The sequence below is a fragment of the Flavobacterium pygoscelis genome, assembly GCF_023162025.1.
GTDB classification, from domain to species: Bacteria; Bacteroidota; Bacteroidia; order Flavobacteriales; family Flavobacteriaceae; genus Flavobacterium; species Flavobacterium pygoscelis.
This window is the reverse complement of record NZ_JALNUB010000002.1, coordinates 156,858-173,246: the sequence shown is the minus strand read 5'-3', so window position 1 is coordinate 173,246 and position 16,389 is coordinate 156,858. Positions and strand designations below refer to the sequence as shown.

General features: G+C 31.1%; 15 protein-coding genes. 8 read left to right on the top strand and 7 right to left on the bottom strand.

What is annotated here, in order from left to right; all coding sequences use genetic code 11:
• Positions 1-6: 6 nt before the first annotated feature.
• From coaBC to MW871_RS02970, 8 genes are all read left to right on the top strand, one after another.
• On the top strand, positions 7-1,230 hold the full coding sequence (gene coaBC, locus MW871_RS03005) for a bifunctional phosphopantothenoylcysteine decarboxylase/phosphopantothenate--cysteine ligase CoaBC (protein ID WP_248427511.1): 1,224 nt from the start codon (positions 7-9) through the stop codon (positions 1,228-1,230).
• A gap of 51 nt (positions 1,231-1,281) precedes the next feature.
• Positions 1,282-2,166, top strand: coding sequence for a type IX secretion system protein PorD (porD, locus tag MW871_RS03000; protein WP_248427510.1), 885 nt, complete (start codon positions 1,282-1,284; stop codon positions 2,164-2,166).
• A 57-nt stretch (positions 2,167-2,223) separates the two neighbouring features.
• Positions 2,224-3,876, top strand: a complete 1,653-nt coding sequence (gene recN, locus MW871_RS02995; protein WP_248427509.1) for a DNA repair protein RecN — start codon at positions 2,224-2,226, stop codon at positions 3,874-3,876.
• 89 nt (positions 3,877-3,965) lie between these two features.
• The gene (gene fabV, locus MW871_RS02990; protein ID WP_248427508.1) at positions 3,966-5,156 is read left to right on the top strand and encodes an enoyl-ACP reductase FabV; all 1,191 of its coding nucleotides are present in this window, start codon (positions 3,966-3,968) and stop codon (positions 5,154-5,156) included.
• A 152-nt stretch (positions 5,157-5,308) separates the two neighbouring features.
• The gene (locus MW871_RS02985; RefSeq protein WP_248427507.1) at positions 5,309-6,310 is read left to right on the top strand and encodes a glycosyltransferase family 2 protein; all 1,002 of its coding nucleotides are present in this window, start codon (positions 5,309-5,311) and stop codon (positions 6,308-6,310) included.
• Positions 6,311-6,312: 2 nt separating this feature from the next.
• On the top strand, positions 6,313-6,909 hold the full coding sequence (coaE, locus tag MW871_RS02980; RefSeq protein ID WP_248427506.1) for a dephospho-CoA kinase: 597 nt from the start codon (positions 6,313-6,315) through the stop codon (positions 6,907-6,909).
• A 59-nt stretch (positions 6,910-6,968) separates the two neighbouring features.
• Positions 6,969-8,552: a sensor histidine kinase gene (locus MW871_RS02975; protein ID WP_188050454.1), complete on the top strand. Its 1,584-nt coding sequence runs from the start codon at positions 6,969-6,971 to the stop codon at positions 8,550-8,552.
• A gap of 3 nt (positions 8,553-8,555) precedes the next feature.
• Positions 8,556-9,272, top strand: a complete 717-nt coding sequence (locus tag MW871_RS02970; RefSeq protein ID WP_188050455.1) for a response regulator transcription factor — start codon at positions 8,556-8,558, stop codon at positions 9,270-9,272.
• A 57-nt stretch (positions 9,273-9,329) separates the two neighbouring features.
• On the opposite strand, the gene MW871_RS02965 is transcribed toward MW871_RS02970, so the two are convergent.
• The 7 genes from MW871_RS02965 to MW871_RS02935 form a co-directional block, all read right to left on the bottom strand.
• Complete coding sequence (locus MW871_RS02965) at positions 9,330-10,070, bottom strand: acyl-[acyl-carrier-protein] thioesterase (protein WP_248427505.1); 741 nt, start codon at positions 10,068-10,070, stop codon at positions 9,330-9,332.
• Positions 10,071-10,100: 30 nt separating this feature from the next.
• A complete protein-coding gene (gene miaA / locus MW871_RS02960; RefSeq protein ID WP_248427504.1) occupies positions 10,101-11,021 on the bottom strand; it encodes a tRNA (adenosine(37)-N6)-dimethylallyltransferase MiaA in 921 nt (306 codons plus the stop codon).
• 158 nt (positions 11,022-11,179) lie between these two features.
• Complete coding sequence (locus MW871_RS02955) at positions 11,180-12,010, bottom strand: ion transporter (protein ID WP_188050458.1); 831 nt, start codon at positions 12,008-12,010, stop codon at positions 11,180-11,182.
• 25 nt (positions 12,011-12,035) lie between these two features.
• Positions 12,036-13,397: an exonuclease domain-containing protein gene (locus tag MW871_RS02950; RefSeq protein ID WP_248427503.1), complete on the bottom strand. Its 1,362-nt coding sequence runs from the start codon at positions 13,395-13,397 to the stop codon at positions 12,036-12,038.
• Between the two features lie 107 nt (positions 13,398-13,504).
• Positions 13,505-14,167, bottom strand: a complete 663-nt coding sequence (locus MW871_RS02945; protein WP_248427502.1) for a YggS family pyridoxal phosphate-dependent enzyme — start codon at positions 14,165-14,167, stop codon at positions 13,505-13,507.
• 34 nt (positions 14,168-14,201) lie between these two features.
• On the bottom strand, positions 14,202-15,422 hold the full coding sequence (locus MW871_RS02940) for a DUF1015 domain-containing protein (protein ID WP_248427501.1): 1,221 nt from the start codon (positions 15,420-15,422) through the stop codon (positions 14,202-14,204).
• A 79-nt stretch (positions 15,423-15,501) separates the two neighbouring features.
• Positions 15,502-16,389: a 3-hydroxyacyl-CoA dehydrogenase family protein gene (locus MW871_RS02935; protein WP_248427500.1), complete on the bottom strand. Its 888-nt coding sequence runs from the start codon at positions 16,387-16,389 to the stop codon at positions 15,502-15,504.

The window sequence follows — 16,389 nt, the reverse complement described above, 5'->3', positions numbered from 1 at the left end:
AGTACGATGTCAGTTTTAAACGGTAAGAAAATTTTACTAGGTATTTCTGGTGGAATTGCAGCCTATAAAACAGCTTCATTAGTACGACTTTTCATAAAAGCAGGTGCACATGTCCAAGTGATAATGACACCTGCTTCTAAGGATTTTATAACTCCACTTACGTTATCTACGTTATCTAAAAATCCTGTTTTTTCTAGTTTTTACAATCAAGATGAGGAGAACGAAAAATGGAATAATCATGTTGAATTAGCACTTTGGGCTGATTTGATGATTGTTGCGCCTGCAACAGCCAATACGTTATCTAAAATGGTAAATGGGACTTGCGACAACCTTTTGCTTGCTACTTATTTATCTGCTAAATGTCCCGTATATTTTGCGCCAGCAATGGATCTTGATATGTACAAGCATCCTTCTACTATTTCTAATTTTGCAAGGCTTTCACAATTTGGAAATATTATAATTCCAGCGGAGTCTGGCGAATTGGCAAGTGGTTTATCTGGAGAAGGAAGAATGGCAGAACCAGAAACTATAATTCATTTTATAGAACTTGACTTAAATAATAAATTGCCGCTTAAAGGGAAAACCATTTTGGTAACTGCGGGTCCAACTTATGAAGCAATAGATCCTGTTCGTTTTATTGGGAATCACTCTTCTGGTAAAATGGGTTTTGATATAGCAAATAGTGCTGCGAATTTAGGCGCACAAGTAGTATTAATATCTGGACCTAGTCATTGTAAGGTTGTAAATTCATCCATCCAGTTGGTTGAAGTTATTACCGCTCAAGAGATGTACGAAGCTTGTCACAAATTTTATCCCGATGTTGATGTTGCTATTGCTGCAGCTGCTGTGGCGGATTACAAACCAAAAAACGTTGCGTTACAAAAAATAAAAAAGGCAGCCGATAGTTTTGTTATTGAATTGGAAAAGACAAAAGATATTTTAGCCTCGCTAGGAGATCAAAAGAAAAATCAATATTTAATTGGTTTTGCACTAGAGACAGAAAATGAAATAGAAAATGCAAAGTTTAAAATCAAGAAAAAAAACTTAGATTTGATTGTATTGAATTCTTTACAAGATGATGGTGCTGGTTTTGGTAAATCAACAAATAAAGTTACTTTTATTGATAAAGATTTTAATATTGAGCCAATGGAATTGAAATCAAAAGAAGCCGTTGCCCATGATATTTTGAACAAAATAATAGCTCATTTTAATATTCTTGATAGGGAATAACAAATACTTCTTTTTCGCAGCTTCGATTTAGACAAAAATAAAAAACTAGAAATGAATAAAATATTTACTTTTTTACTACTTTTTATTCTTGGTTTTGCCCAAGCACAACAACTGAACTGTACTGTTACTGTTGATGCACAACGTTTAAGTGTTACGAATCAGCAAGTTTTTAAAACCTTAGAAACTTCAATAAATGAATTTGTCAATAAAACAGATTGGACTGGTGTTGCGGTTAAGCAAAATGAGAAAATAAATTGCTCGATGTATATTACTATTTCCTCTAATAGCTTAGATCAATTTTCAGCAACTATTCAGGTGCAATCTTCCAGGCCTATTTACAATTCCTCTTATTCCTCGCCAATTTTAAATTATAATGATAAAGACTTTAATTTTAGATATACTGAATTTGAAAATTTAATTTTTAATCCATCCAGTTTTGATTCTAATTTAGTTTCTGTTTTAGCTTTTTATAGCTATATTATTATTGGTATGGATGCGGATACTTTTGTTTTAGAAGCAGGTGATACTAATTTTGAAATAGCACAAAATATTTCAAATGTTGCTTTACAAGGTGGATCAAAAGGATGGAGTCAGGCAGACGGAAATCAAACGCGTTATTTTTTGATAAATGACCTTTTATCACCAACATTCAAACAAATCAGGCAAACTACCTTTGATTATCATGTTGGTTTAGATTTGATGAGTACAGATCTAAAAACAGCTAAAGAGAAAATTAAGAATTCGATAATTAATCTTTCTAAGTTAAATGCTTCAAGACCTAATGCTTTTTTAACGCGAGTATTTTTTGATGCAAAATCGGATGAAATCGTTTCTATATTCTCTGGCGGACCCAGTATTACGGTTTCAGACTTAACAGAGAACCTAAATAAAATTTCTCCTTTGAATATGAGCAAGTGGTCTCTGATAAAATATTAATTTATTTTTCAAATTTTAGTTTAAACCTTGTTCCCCATTTCTAATAAACAACTATAAATGATAAGTTCACTTTCGATAAAAAACTATGCTTTAATAGAAAAATTAACTATTGATTTTTCTAGAGGTTTCTCTACTATTACTGGTGAAACGGGTGCTGGTAAATCAATAATTTTAGGTGCAATTGGTCTCGTTTTAGGAAAAAGAGCTGATCTTACTTCCTTAAAAAATAAAGAAGAAAAATGTATTATTGAAGCCCATTTTGAAATAGCTAAATATAATTTGAAACCTTTTTTTGAAGCCAATGATTTGGATTACGAAGAGGAAACTATAATTAGACGCGAAATTCTTCCTTCTGGTAAATCTAGAGCTTTTATTAATGACAGTCCTGTGAATCTTCAAGAGCTTCAGGAATTAAGCATGTTTTTGATAGATATTCATTCGCAGCAACAAACTCAAGAACTTTCTGATGAAAATGTTCAATTCAAAATAATTGACGCTATTGCTAATAACAAAGAGACAATTATAGAGTATCAATTGCTTTTAAAGACTTTTAAATCCGATCAGTCTAAATTAAATTCTATTTTAAAAAGACAAAGTGAATCTAAAAAAGAGCAGGAATACAATACTTTTTTGTTAGACGAATTGGTTGCAGCAAAATTGAAAGCAGGCGAACAAGAAACATTAGAAGCAGATTTTGAGAAATTAAATAATGTTGAAATTATTAAAGAATCACTTGATAAAGCATTAGCAATTGCTAATGAAGAACAAATTGGGGTTCGAAATAATTTGAATGAAATAAAAATTTCGTTACAAAAAATAGGCAGTTTTTCAACTGATTACAGCGCAATACTGGAAAGAGTTTCAAGTTTAACTATAGAGTTTGATGATATTTCTCAAGAGATGAATCGCTTTTCAGAAAAACTAATAAATGATCCTGAACAATTGGATTTAATTAGTCAAAAATTGCAGGTAATTTTTAACCTTCAAAAGAAACATCAAGTCTCTACTGTTGGGGAATTGCTAGATATTCAGCTTAATTTAGAAAACGCTGTTCTTGAATTAGGAAACATGGAAGAAGAAATTACTATGTTGAACAAATCAATTGAATCTAAAAGAGTTGAGCTCGACGGATTAGCAGATAAAATTCATTCCAATAGAGAAAAATCTATTCCGGTTTTATCTCAAAAATTAATTGCTATTTTAGAAACTTTGGGAATGCCTAACGTACGTTTTAAAATTGATATAACAGGAAGTGAGAATTACTTTAGTAATGGTAAAGACGAACTAGAGTTCTTATTTTCTGCTAATAAAGGAACTGATTTTGGTTTGCTGAAAAAAGTAGCTTCAGGAGGAGAAATGTCTCGAATTATGTTGGCGGTAAAAGCAATATTGGCTCAATATTCAAAACTACCAACATTAATATTTGATGAAATTGATACCGGTGTTTCTGGAGAAATTGCTATTAGAATGGGAGAAATCATGAAGGAAATGAGTCGTGAAATGCAAATTTTTGCAATTACTCACTTGCCTCAAATCGCTGCCAAAGGAGAGGCGCACTTTAAAGTTTCAAAAGCAACAGTTGGAGAGGATACACAATCAGAATTAAAGTTATTAAACCAAGATCAACGAATAGTAGAGATTGCACAAATGTTATCTGGTACTGTTGTTTCTGAGTCAGCCTTAAATCATGCAAAAGCATTGCTTAACTAATATTTTCCTTTATATTTGTTTCCTTTTGGAACATTTGGCGGAAGCTTATAAAAAAAATACAAAATATTAAATTTAAAGAATTACCCAATATGATTATAGAACCTAGAATGAGAGGCTTTATTTGTACGACATCTCACCCAGAGGGATGCGCTCAAAATGTTAAAAATCAGATAGAATATATAAAATCAAAAGGAGCTATTAATGGCGCGAAAAAAGTTTTAGTAATTGGTGCCTCGACTGGTTTTGGTCTGGCTTCTAGAATTACAAGTGCTTTTGGTAGCGACGCCGCAACTATTGGTGTGTTTTTTGAAAAAGAGCCTGCTGAAGGGAAAACGGCTTCACCAGGTTGGTATAATTCTGCTGCTTTTGAAACAGAAGCTCATAAAGCAGGTCTTTATGCAAAAAGCATCAACGGAGATGCTTTTTCTAATGAAATAAAAAGACAAACACTAGATTTAATTAAAGCAGATTTAGGTCAAGTCGATTTGATTATTTACAGTCTTGCTTCACCAGTTCGTATGAATCCTACCACTGGAGTATTACACCGTTCTGTTTTGAAACCAATTGGTGATGTATTTACTAATAAAACTGTAGATTTTCATTCTGGTAAAGTTTCTGAAATATCTATTCAGCCAAGTAGTGGTGATGATATTGAGAATACAGTTGCTGTTATGGGCGGTGAGGATTGGTCTATGTGGATTGATGCTTTAAAAGCAGAAAACTTATTAGCGCCAGGAGCTACAACTGTTGCTTATTCTTATATTGGCCCCTCTTTGACAGAAGCAGTTTATAGAAAAGGTACTATAGGACGCGCAAAAGATCATCTTGAAGCTACTGCATTTGCCATCACTGAAAAGTTAGCAGACATTGACGGAAAAGCATTTGTATCTGTAAATAAAGCATTAGTTACTCAAGCAAGTTCAGCAATTCCTGTCATTCCATTATACATCTCTTTGTTATATAAAATAATGAAGGAGGAAGGAATACATGAAGGATGTATCGAGCAAATTCAGCGTTTATATCAGGAAAGATTATTTACCGGAAAACCAGTTCCTGTGGATGAAAAAGGTAGAATTCGCGTTGATGATTTAGAAATGCGTGCTGATGTTCAGGAAAAAATAGCTAAATTATGGGTTGAGGCAGTAACAGAAAATTTATCTGAAATAGGAGATTTAGAAGGTTATAGAAAAGATTTTTATAATTTATTTGGATTTGATGTTCAAGGTGTAGATTACAAAGCCGATGCAAATGAAATGGTAAACATCGAAAGTATAGGATAATTTATATTTATTTCTATACAAGGTTACGTATAGAAATGCATAAAAATATTTAAAAACCATCAACTTATAGTTGGTGGTTTTTTTATGGATAAAGATTATATTTGTTAAAATTTTCAAGACCCAAAAAATTAAAATAATACCCAATCTAATTTATGTTGTTTTCCTTAATTATTCCTGTTTACAATCGTCCTGATGAAGTTGATGAGCTCTTAGAAAGTTTGACTCATTCTACCTATGAAGATATTTTTGAAATTGTGCTTGTAGAAGATGGATCCTCTTTGCTGTGCAAGGATATAGCTCAGAAATATGGTGATCGTCTTGATATTTCCTATTATTACAAGGATAATTCAGGCCCTGGTGATTCAAGAAATTACGGAATGAGAAAGGCGAGAGGTGATTACTTTATTATTTTTGACTCTGATTGCATCATTCCAAAAGAGTACTTAAGTGAAGTTGATAAAGCTTTAGAACAAAATTATGTCGATTGTTTTGGTGGTCCAGACAAAGCTTTAGATAGTTTTTCGGATATTCAAAAAGCAATTAATTTTGCCATGACCTCTTTTCTTACCACGGGAGGAATAAGAGGAGGTTCTGAGAAAATTGGTAAATTTCAACCTAGAAGTTTTAATATGGGATTGTCTAAAAAAGCTTTTGATGCTTCAAAAGGTTTTGGAAATATCCATCCAGGTGAAGATCCCGATTTATCCATTCGTTTGTGGAACTTAGGTTTTGAAACCAAACTTTTTACAAACGCATACGTCTATCACAAAAGAAGAATTGACTGGGATAAATTCTCTGTACAAGTAAATAAATTTGGAAAAGCGAGACCGATCCTTAACAGTTGGTATCCAAGATACAATAAATTGACCTTTTTTTTTCCTTCGCTTTTTATCATCGGATTCTTTGTATCTATTGCATTACTCTTAATTTTTAATTTTGATTATTTATTACAGCTTTATTTTATTTACTTTTTACTTTTATTTTTAGTTTCTTCTTACCAAAATAAGAGTATCAAAATAGGATTTTTATCTTTAATAGCGGTTTGGAACCAATTTTATGGTTATGGTTTAGGTTTTATAAAGTCCTATTTTAAAGTGATTATTCTAAAACAAAAACCACAAGAAGCTTTTCCTGAATTATTTTTTAAAATATAGTTATGACAAAGATTATAGGCTTAACAGGCGGAATAGGAAGCGGGAAAACAACTATTGCGAATTATTTGCGTTCTTTTGGTATTCCAATTTATATTGCTGATGATGAAGCTAGACAATTGATGCAATCTAAGGAAATTACTGTCGCTCTTGAAAATACTTTTGGAGAAGCTATTTTTGAAAATGGAATCCTCAATAGAGAAAAACTGGCAGCCATTGTGTTTAATGAGCCAGAGAAATTAGAACAATTAAATGCAATTGTTCATCCTGTGGTGAAAAGACATTTTGAGAATTGGCTTACTGAAAATAATAAAGCTTCTTATATTATTTATGAAACTGCTATATTATTTGAAAGTGGAAGTTATAAAAAATGTGATATAATTATCACTGTGACAGCACCATTAGAAACAAGAGTTGAACGGGTTATTAAAAGAGATAAAACCAGTCGAGAACTTATTTTAAAAAGAATTAAAGCACAATGGACTGATGAGCAACGCATATCAAAAAGTAATTTTGTTATAGAAAACAGTTCATTAGAAGTTGCAAAGCAAAAAGCAGACGAAATTCTTAAAATTTTAGCGATTACACAAAAACACTGTTAGGTGTTAATGTTTGGTTAATGTATTATTTAATATATTGTTAAAATACTAATTTTGTCACGATGAATAAACTTTTTTTTAGATTACTTGTTTTGCTAATGAGCTTATCCCTAATTGGGATAATTCTTGTACAGGTGTATTGGTTTAATACTTCTTTTAATAACAATGATGAACAATTTAAGTTTCATGTAAAGCAAGTTATTAGTGATGTTGCTAATAAAATTCAGAAACAAGAAGCCTATAATTTTTATGATAAGATAAATCATTATAAAGATAGTACGGGTAATATTCCAAAAAAGAATGAAATAACAGAATTTTATTACGTTCAAAAGAATCCAAAAACTAATAAAACGATAGTATATTCTAATAGTATAACATCAGAAGATTTTAATATTTCACCTACGTTCTTTGATAAGAAATTTGATAGCGAAAAATTTAGAAGCTTTAGTTCCAAGCGTGTAACTGAAGTTTATAATAATAAATCTATCGATAAATCTGGCGTTTCTCAAAGTTTAATTCCTGATGTTAGAATTGAAAAAATGGGGAATTTGGATGCTTTAGATAATGCTTCTTTCGAGATATATTATAAAGATTATGCATCAGCTTTGCCCATTCAAGAAAGAGTTTCAAAAGAAACTTTAAGTAAATTGATTAAAAAGGAATTAGAAGAATCGGGTGTGAACACTAAATTTGAGTTCAGTATTTATAGCAATAATTTAGCAACAAATGTAAAATCAAGTGATTTTAAATACGATAAAGACGCAACTTATTCTATTCCTATTTTTTCAGATAATGAAGGAAATAGTAAATACCAGCTTTTAGTAACTTTTCCTTATAAAAAGAAATTTTTGCTATCACAGTTGGTTAGTATTACTATACTTTCTATCATTTTTACATTGATTATTTTGATTGCTTATACTAGTGCTTTAAATCAATTAGTGCGTCAGCGTCAGATTTCTGAAATTAAGAATGATTTTATCAATAATATGACGCATGAGTTTAAAACTCCTATCGCCACGATAAACTTAGCTTTGGATGCTATTAGAAATCCAAAAATTATTGATGATAAAGAAAAGGTTCTTCGATACCTTCAAATGATAAAAGATGAGAACAAGCGAATGCATGCACAAGTTGAAAATGTGTTACGCATATCAAAATTAGAAAAGAAAGAGCTTGATATTACTAAAGAGCCTCATAATGCGCATGATGTAATAAATGATGCCATTGAGCATGTAAATTTAATATTAGAAGACCGACAAGGAACGATTGTTTGTCACTTTAATGCCTTAAGAAATACCATTTTAGTAAATGATGTGCATTTTACTAATGTGATTGTAAATATATTAGAAAATGCAATAAAATATTCTCCGAATATTCCTGAGATAGAAATTTTTACAGAAAATATCAAAGATATGATCATTGTTAAAATTAAAGACAAAGGTTTAGGAATGAGTAAAGTAGCTCAAAAAAGAATTTTTGAAAAATTTTATAGAGAGCATACTGGAGATATTCATAATGTAAAAGGACATGGACTAGGTTTGGCCTATGTAAAAAGAATAGTTGACGACCATAATGGTCAAGTTTATGTAGAAAGTGAAAAGGGAAAAGGAAGTACCTTCATTATAAAATTACCACTAATAAATTAGTATATGGAAAATGTAAATAAAAAAATACTTCTTGTAGAAGACGATCTTAACTTTGGAGCAGTTTTAAAAGATTATTTAATGTTAAATGATTTTGACGTTACCTTAGCTAAGAACGGAATGGAAGGATTTGAAAAATTCAAAAAAGATGCTTTCGACTTGTGTATTCTAGATGTGATGATGCCTTATAAAGACGGATATACACTTGCTAAGGAAATTAGAGAAAAAAATAATGAAGTGCCAATTATTTTCTTGACTGCAAAATCTATGAAAGAGGATGTTTTAAAAGGATACAAAGCAGGTGCGGATGATTATTTAAACAAACCATTTGATTCTGAAGTATTGTTGATGAAAATTAAAGCAATCATTCAGAGAAAATCATCAGATGTTAAAACAGAACAAGTACAGTTTGAATTTAATATTGGTAAATTCCATTTGAATTCTAAATTGCGTTTCTTGACGTTTAACAACGAAGAACCAATAAAACTGTCTCCTAAAGAGAATGAATTATTAAAGATGCTTATTCTTCATGAAAATGATTTAATGCCAAGAGAGTTGGCTTTGACTAAAATATGGAGAGATGACAACTATTTTACTTCAAGAAGTATGGATGTTTATATTGCTAAGTTGAGAAAATACTTGAAACTTGATGAAGATGTTGAGATTTTAAACATTCACGGAGAAGGATTTAGATTAGTTGTTAAAAACAAAGTAAAGGAATAAATAAAAAAAGGCTTCAATTTATTGAAGCCTTTTTTATTTACTGTATTTTCTATTATCTTACTTCCAATTTAGTTGGAGCGCAAAGCTTGTCTTATCTTCTTTAGTGATACTAAAAATAGTTTCGCTCTGAGATATACTTTCATGAATAAGTACATGATCTTTTAATGATAATTCTTTTAAAAAGTTCATTTCAAAACTTTCTATTTTTTGACTTAAAATTAAATTTTCATCTACTAAATCCATACACCATTCTAAATATTTTACATTATTTACATGGTTTACAATATCTAAATCGGATAGGAATACTTTTTTTTCAAAAAGAACTTCTTTTTCATGATTCAAATTAATTTTTGAAAATCCATGAATAGTAGCTTTTTTTTCTGGATATAAGTCAAAGTGTTCAAAGGGCAATGCTAACGCTTCTGGACGACGTTTTTGTGTATTGAAAACAGCCCAAAATGTCTCAGAGCCAATTATTTTTTGACCATTCAAGTGCATTTCTAAGGCACGAACAGAGCGTGAATTTTCAAGAGAGTTAATCCATGTGGTAACCGTTACTTTATCACCAGATTTAGGTAGCTTTTTGATTTCTACACGCATTCTGCTTAAAACCCATGCTTGATCAAATTCTTGCATATCTGTAAAACTAATTCCTCCAGTTTCAGAATGCGCTGCCGCTGTTAATTGTAAAAGATTACATAAATCCGTATATTTTAAATATCCGTTTGGAGCACATTGTGTAAAGTTGATATCCCAATCTTTGCTTAATATTGAGGTGAAATTTGAAGCTATTGGCATTGATAGTTTTTTTAAGATTTAATTATTTAATTATTGTTTAATGGAATTGATATATGAAATTACTTTTTCAATTGGAGTTTCAAAATCAAACCATTTTGTTTTTTCATTTCTTTTAAACCAAGTTAATTGCCTTTTAGAATACCTTCTCGTGTTTTTCTTTATTTCTTCGATGGCAAATTCCAATGAAATAGCATGATCAAAATAACTAAATAATTCTCTATAACCTACAGTTTGAAGTGCATTTAAATCTCTGTGAGCATATAATTTTTTAGCTTCGGCTAGTAGTCCTTCGCTCATCATAGTATCTACCCGCTGGTTGATTCGGTTATATATTATTTTTCTATCTGCTTCAAGACCTATTAAAATAGGAGTGAAGTTTCGAGTTTTTTCTTTTTGATTTAAAAAAGAAGAATAGGGTTTGCCAGAACCCAAACAAACCTCGACAAAGCGCATCATGCGTTGCGGATTTTGTAATGTTTGTGGATTTTCAAGATTTAAAACAGCATAATACGTTGGGTCTAGTTCTTGTAGTTTTTGCTGCAAATAACCAATTCCTAATTTTTCATAACTTGAATTTACTGCTGTTCTTACTGATGTATCAATTTCTGGAAATTCATCAAAACCTTTGAGAATGGCATCTAAATATAGTCCGGATCCACCCACTAAAATGGCATAATCATTTGTTAAAAATAATTCTTCTAATTTTGAAAGGGCTTCTTTTTCATAGTCGCCTACCGTATAATTTTCGAAAACTGATTTATTTTGTATAAAGTGATGTTTGGCTGCTGCTAATTCTGAAATGCTTGGTACAGCTGTTCCTATACTCATTTCTTTGAAAAATTGTCGGCTATCGCAAGAGAGTATTTCGCAATTAAAGTAATTGGCCAAAATAATACTCCAGGAAGTTTTTCCGATGGCTGTTGGTCCGACTATAGTGATTAGATATTTCATATTTTTTAGCCCAGATAGAAACGAAAACCCCGGAAGTAGTACAGTTTTTTTTCTTGGTATAAAAGAGCGATTGGAGTGAGCTCCTTTTATGCCTTAGAAAAATTACTGTAATAGTGAGGAGTTGTAGTGTATAGCTGGATTGGCTTCTGGTTAATAAATTAAAGTGCTACTCCACAATGATAACAAAATTTTGCGTTATATTCTTGTCCCTCAGTACCACAATTGGGACAAGGATTTGTTGCTTTTGGAATTCCTTTTTTTGCATTATAATTGGCAAATTCTGCCGATACAATTCCTGTGGGAACTGCAATTATTCCGTAACCCATAATCATAACAATTGATGCAATTGATTGTCCCAAAGGTGTTATAGGAGATATATCGCCATAACCTACGGTTGTTAATGTTACAATTGTCCAATAAATACTAATAGGAATACTACTAAATCCGCCTTCTTTTCCCTCTACAACATACATTAGAGAACCTATAATTACGCTACTTATGAGCATAAAATACATAAAAATGAGTATTTTTCCTTTGCTGGCAACCAAAGCTTCTTTTAGATTAATAGATTGATTGGAGAATTGTGGATGCTTTAATATTTTAAATAATCGTAAAAGACGTACGGCACGCAAGACAGATAAAACACTGGTTCCTACGAAAAATAATGAAAAATACATAGGCAAAGTAGCCAGTAAATCGATTATTCCGTAAAAACTAAAGATGTATTTTACAGGTTTTTTGAGTGATATTATTCGGAGAATATACTCTATTGTAAAGAAAACAGTAATTACCCATTCTAGTGCAATAAGTTCGAAATGGTATTTTTGATCGAATCCTTTTACGGTTTCTAACATTACAATGATGACACTTACGACTATTACTCCCAGTAATACCAGATCAAACAATCTTCCGTAAGCTGTATTGGTTCCGTATATGATAATATTTACTCTTTGCCTGAAGGTGTCGAATTTTGACTTTATTCTTTCCATAAATTAGGTGTTGATTAATATATGTTTAGAATTTTAGAGTTTTAATTGTTTTATTTTTTCGAATATGTGCCTGAATAATATTCTTGGTGTCTCGGTTATTTTGCATCGGAATAATAATATTTCTCAGTATATCGATATTATTAATTTGATAGTTTAAATCGTAAAAAGCATATCCTTTATAGATTCCGTTTTCTATTAAAACTGCCGATCTTTCACTAATAGTTCTCCCTTTGTCTTGGATAATCATGTTTTGATTTTCAAAACTGTTTTTATTCATAAATTCAGTTACTCTGGCATTGTAAACTTCGGGACTTACCTTATCAATACAAGCTCCATCACATTCTTTTATGCTGTATTGAAAACAACTTGTTTTAGTCTCATAGAGACCAGTAAGTTTTTGGCACAAATTATAATGGGAGGTAATTCTAAACAAGGCATTTTTGGCTTCTTGCAAAGAGGCAAAAGAGGTAATTTCTTTTTTGCGACCGTCTGCTTTTTGTATTTTTAAGTTTACGTATCCTTTCTCATCCTTTTCAGTGTACAAAGCATATTGAAAAATACTTTTTCGCTGTGCTCTATTTAAAATAGGTTTGTTTATTTTTATTTCTTGACTTTCTTTCAATAAGGCAATCAATTCGCTTCCGGTTTCTTCATAAGTAACCGTAAAAACTTGTGTTTGAATTTTTTTGCATTTAGCAGAAGTTCCAGTAAAATGCTGGTTGATTCGCTTTTTTATATTTCTACTTTTACCAATATAGATTAAATTGCTCTTTACATCATGAATGTAATAAACGCCTGTTGTTGTTGGCAATTTTGAAACGATATCTAGTAATTTTGGAGCTATTCCTTTCTCTACTTCTAGTTTTATGAAATCTTTTACAATTTCTTTTTCTATGTCTTTTTCTAAGAGTATTTTGAATAATTTGATGGTTGCAAGTGCATCTCCACTGGCTCTGTGTCTGTCTGCCATTGGTATTCCCAGTGCACGAACTAACTTACCTAAACTGTGTGAAGGTTGTTCAGGTAATAATTTTTTAGATAATTCTACGGTACATAATGTTCTGGCTTGAAAATCATACCCCAATCGTCTAAATTCTGTTCTTAAAATTCGGTAATCAAAAGAGGCGTTGTGGGCTACAATAACGCAATCGTTTGTTATTTCGATGATGCGTTTGGCTACTTCAAAAAATTTAGGAGCAGAGCGCAACATGGCGTTATTAATTCCAGTGAGTTTAACTACAAAGGGTTGTATTGGAATTTCAGGATTTACTAAACTAATGAATTGATCAATTACTTCATGACCATCAAATTTATAAATGGCGATTTCCGTAATTCCTTCTTCGTTAAATTGACCTCCTGTGGTTTCTATGTCTAGTATTGCGTACAAATTTCAGTATTCAGTTTTTAGTAATCAGTGTTCGGTGATTATTCTTCGGGATTAAAAATTTGTTTTTCAAAATTTGAAATCAAAAATAGTTAATCAGAAATCACCAATCAGTTTCTTTCGCCAAAGATACTACTTCCTATTCGAACCATTGTGCTTCCGCTATCAATTGCCATTTGATAATCACCAGACATTCCCATAGAAATAGTATTAAGTTGAGAATTTTTAGGATTAATTCTTTGTAGATTTTCAAAAATATTTTTTAAATGCGAAAATTCTTTTTTCACTTGGTCTTTATCATCTGTAAAAGTTGCCATTCCCATTACACCTATTATTTGAATGTTTTTCATTTCCTCAAACAAAGAGGAGGAGACAAGAGCTATTAGTTCCTCTTGGTTTAGTCCAAACTTAGTCTCTTCTTCTGCAATGTGAATTTGTAACAAACAATCAATAATTCTGTTGTTCTTTTTTGCTTGTTTATCAATTTCTTGTAACAATTTTAAACTATCTACACCATGAATTAAATGAACAAATGGCGCCATAAATTTAACTTTATTGGTTTGAACATGTCCAATCATATGCCAGAGTATGTCTTTTGGCATTTCTTGATATTTCTCGGCCATTTCTTGAATTTTGTTTTCACCAAAAATTCGTTGTCCAGCCTCGTAAGCTTGCATTAAATCTGATACAGGTTTAGTTTTTGACACAGCAACCAGCGTTACTTGTTTTGGTAAAGTAGATTTTATAGAAACTAGGTTTTCTGCTATTGCCATTTTTTAATCTTTTAATAGTGTTTTTTAATATAATTTAAAATTCATAAATCACTAAACCGCTTCTAAATTTAGGTTCTATAAAAGTGCTTTTTGGAGGCATTATTTGATTTTCATGCGCCAAAGCTTTGATTTCTTCAATATTTGAAGGGAATAAAAGGAAGCCAACTTCAAATTCTCCTTGATCAATTTTATTTTTTACCTCTAAAACAGATTGTTTTCCTGAAAGGTACTCAATTCTTTCATCATTGCGCAAATCCTCTATTCCTAGTAGTGGTAATAATACTTTTTTGTATAAAATTTGAGTGTCCAAAGATTCTAAAGAACTATTAATTTCATCCTTCTCTTTTCTTAAAATTAAACTATAGAATTCAGTATCAAGATACATTCCAAAATGATGTTTTTCAAGGGGTTGAAAAGGCTGCTGGTATTTATTTTCGATAATGAAATTATTTTCTAAAGCCTTAATGAAATCGTGTTTTGATAATCCATTAAGATCTTTTATCAATCTATTGAATTCGTATATTTTTACATTATTTTCTGAAATTAAATAACTTAAAATATGGTTTTTTGAAGTGTTCTGTACGTCTTTATTTTCTAGAGAAAGCATTTTCAGTGCTTCGGTACGATGATGGCCATCAGCGATATAAAGACTTTCCGTTTTTTCGAAAATATTTTGCAACCAATTAATTTCTAGAGTGTCTTCTATTTTCCATAGATAATGAATTTCTTTTTTGGTTGTCGAAAACTCAAAGTCAGCCAATTTTTGGCAACAATTAAAGATCCAATTTTCAATGGTTTTATTATCAGGATACGTCATTAGTACAGGTTCTGTATTGAACTCTGCATGTTGCATATACTCTTTTAATAATCGCACTCTAAAAGCAATTATATCTTCGTGTTTTTTTATAACATTATTGCAATAATCCTCTACACTTGTTCCTACGATAATACCTGTAAAGGAGTGTGTTTTGGTTACAATTTTATGAATATAAATAGCAGGTTTTTTATCTTTAATTAAAATAATTTCATTTTTAAATTCCTGATACTTTTGATGTACTTGTCGGTATCTTTTTTCAAAAGAAACGGTTTCTTGATTGGTATAGGCTGGTTTTAATATGTGCAAAAAGGACAATGGATTAAAGTCTAATTGCGCTGCTAATTCCGCATTTACATATTCTTCGTAGGAACGACAAGTCACTAAGCAGACTTTGTCTCTTGTAGGTCTGACTGCTTGAAAAGGAACAATTTTAGCCATAAATCATTAGAAATTAAAAATTAAAAGTCAAAAGTCTCTGTACAATAATACAAAGACTTTTGACCTTTAAGAATGAAAATTATATAAATTGTTTCGAAATTTTTTCTGCTTTTTTATTTACAGAATAATCGTAAAAACCTTCACCAGATTTAACACCCATTTTCCCTGCTCTAACCATATTTACCAATAGTGGGCAAGGAGCATATTTAGGGTTTTTGAAACCATCATACATCACATTTAAAATAGCCAAACAAACATCAAGTCCAATAAAATCGGCTAGTTGTAAAGGTCCCATAGGATGTCCCATTCCCAGCTTCATTACCGTATCAATTTCATAAACACCTGCAACCTTATTGTATAAAGTTTCAATTGCTTCATTGATCATTGGCATTAATATTCGGTTAGCAACAAAACCTGGATAATCGTTTACTTCAACTGGTGTTTTTCCCAATTGAACAGACAACTCCATAATCGTTTTTGTTACTTCGTCAGAGGTATTGTAGCCACGAATAATTTCTACCAATTTCATAATAGGAACTGGATTCATAAAATGCATACCAATTACTCTTTCAGGATTCGTTACAACGCTTCCAATTTGAGTAATAGATATAGAAGAAGTGTTGGTGGCTAGTATGGTATTGTGAGCACAAGCATCATTGAGTTGTTTGAAAATATTCAGTTTTAGTTCTACATTTTCTGTAGCCGCTTCTACTACTAAATCTACTCCAACAACACCATCTTTAATATCAGTATAGGTGATAATATTGGTGATTGTTTTTGCTTTGTCCTCATCAGTTATTGTTCCTTTAGAAACCATTCTGTCCAGATTCGCAGCTATAGTAGCCATTCCTTTATCCAATGATTTTTCGGATACATCAATTAATTTAACTGTAAAACCACTTTGAGCAAAGGTATGTGCTATACCATTTCCCATTGTTCCTGCGCCAATAACTGCTATTGTTTTCAT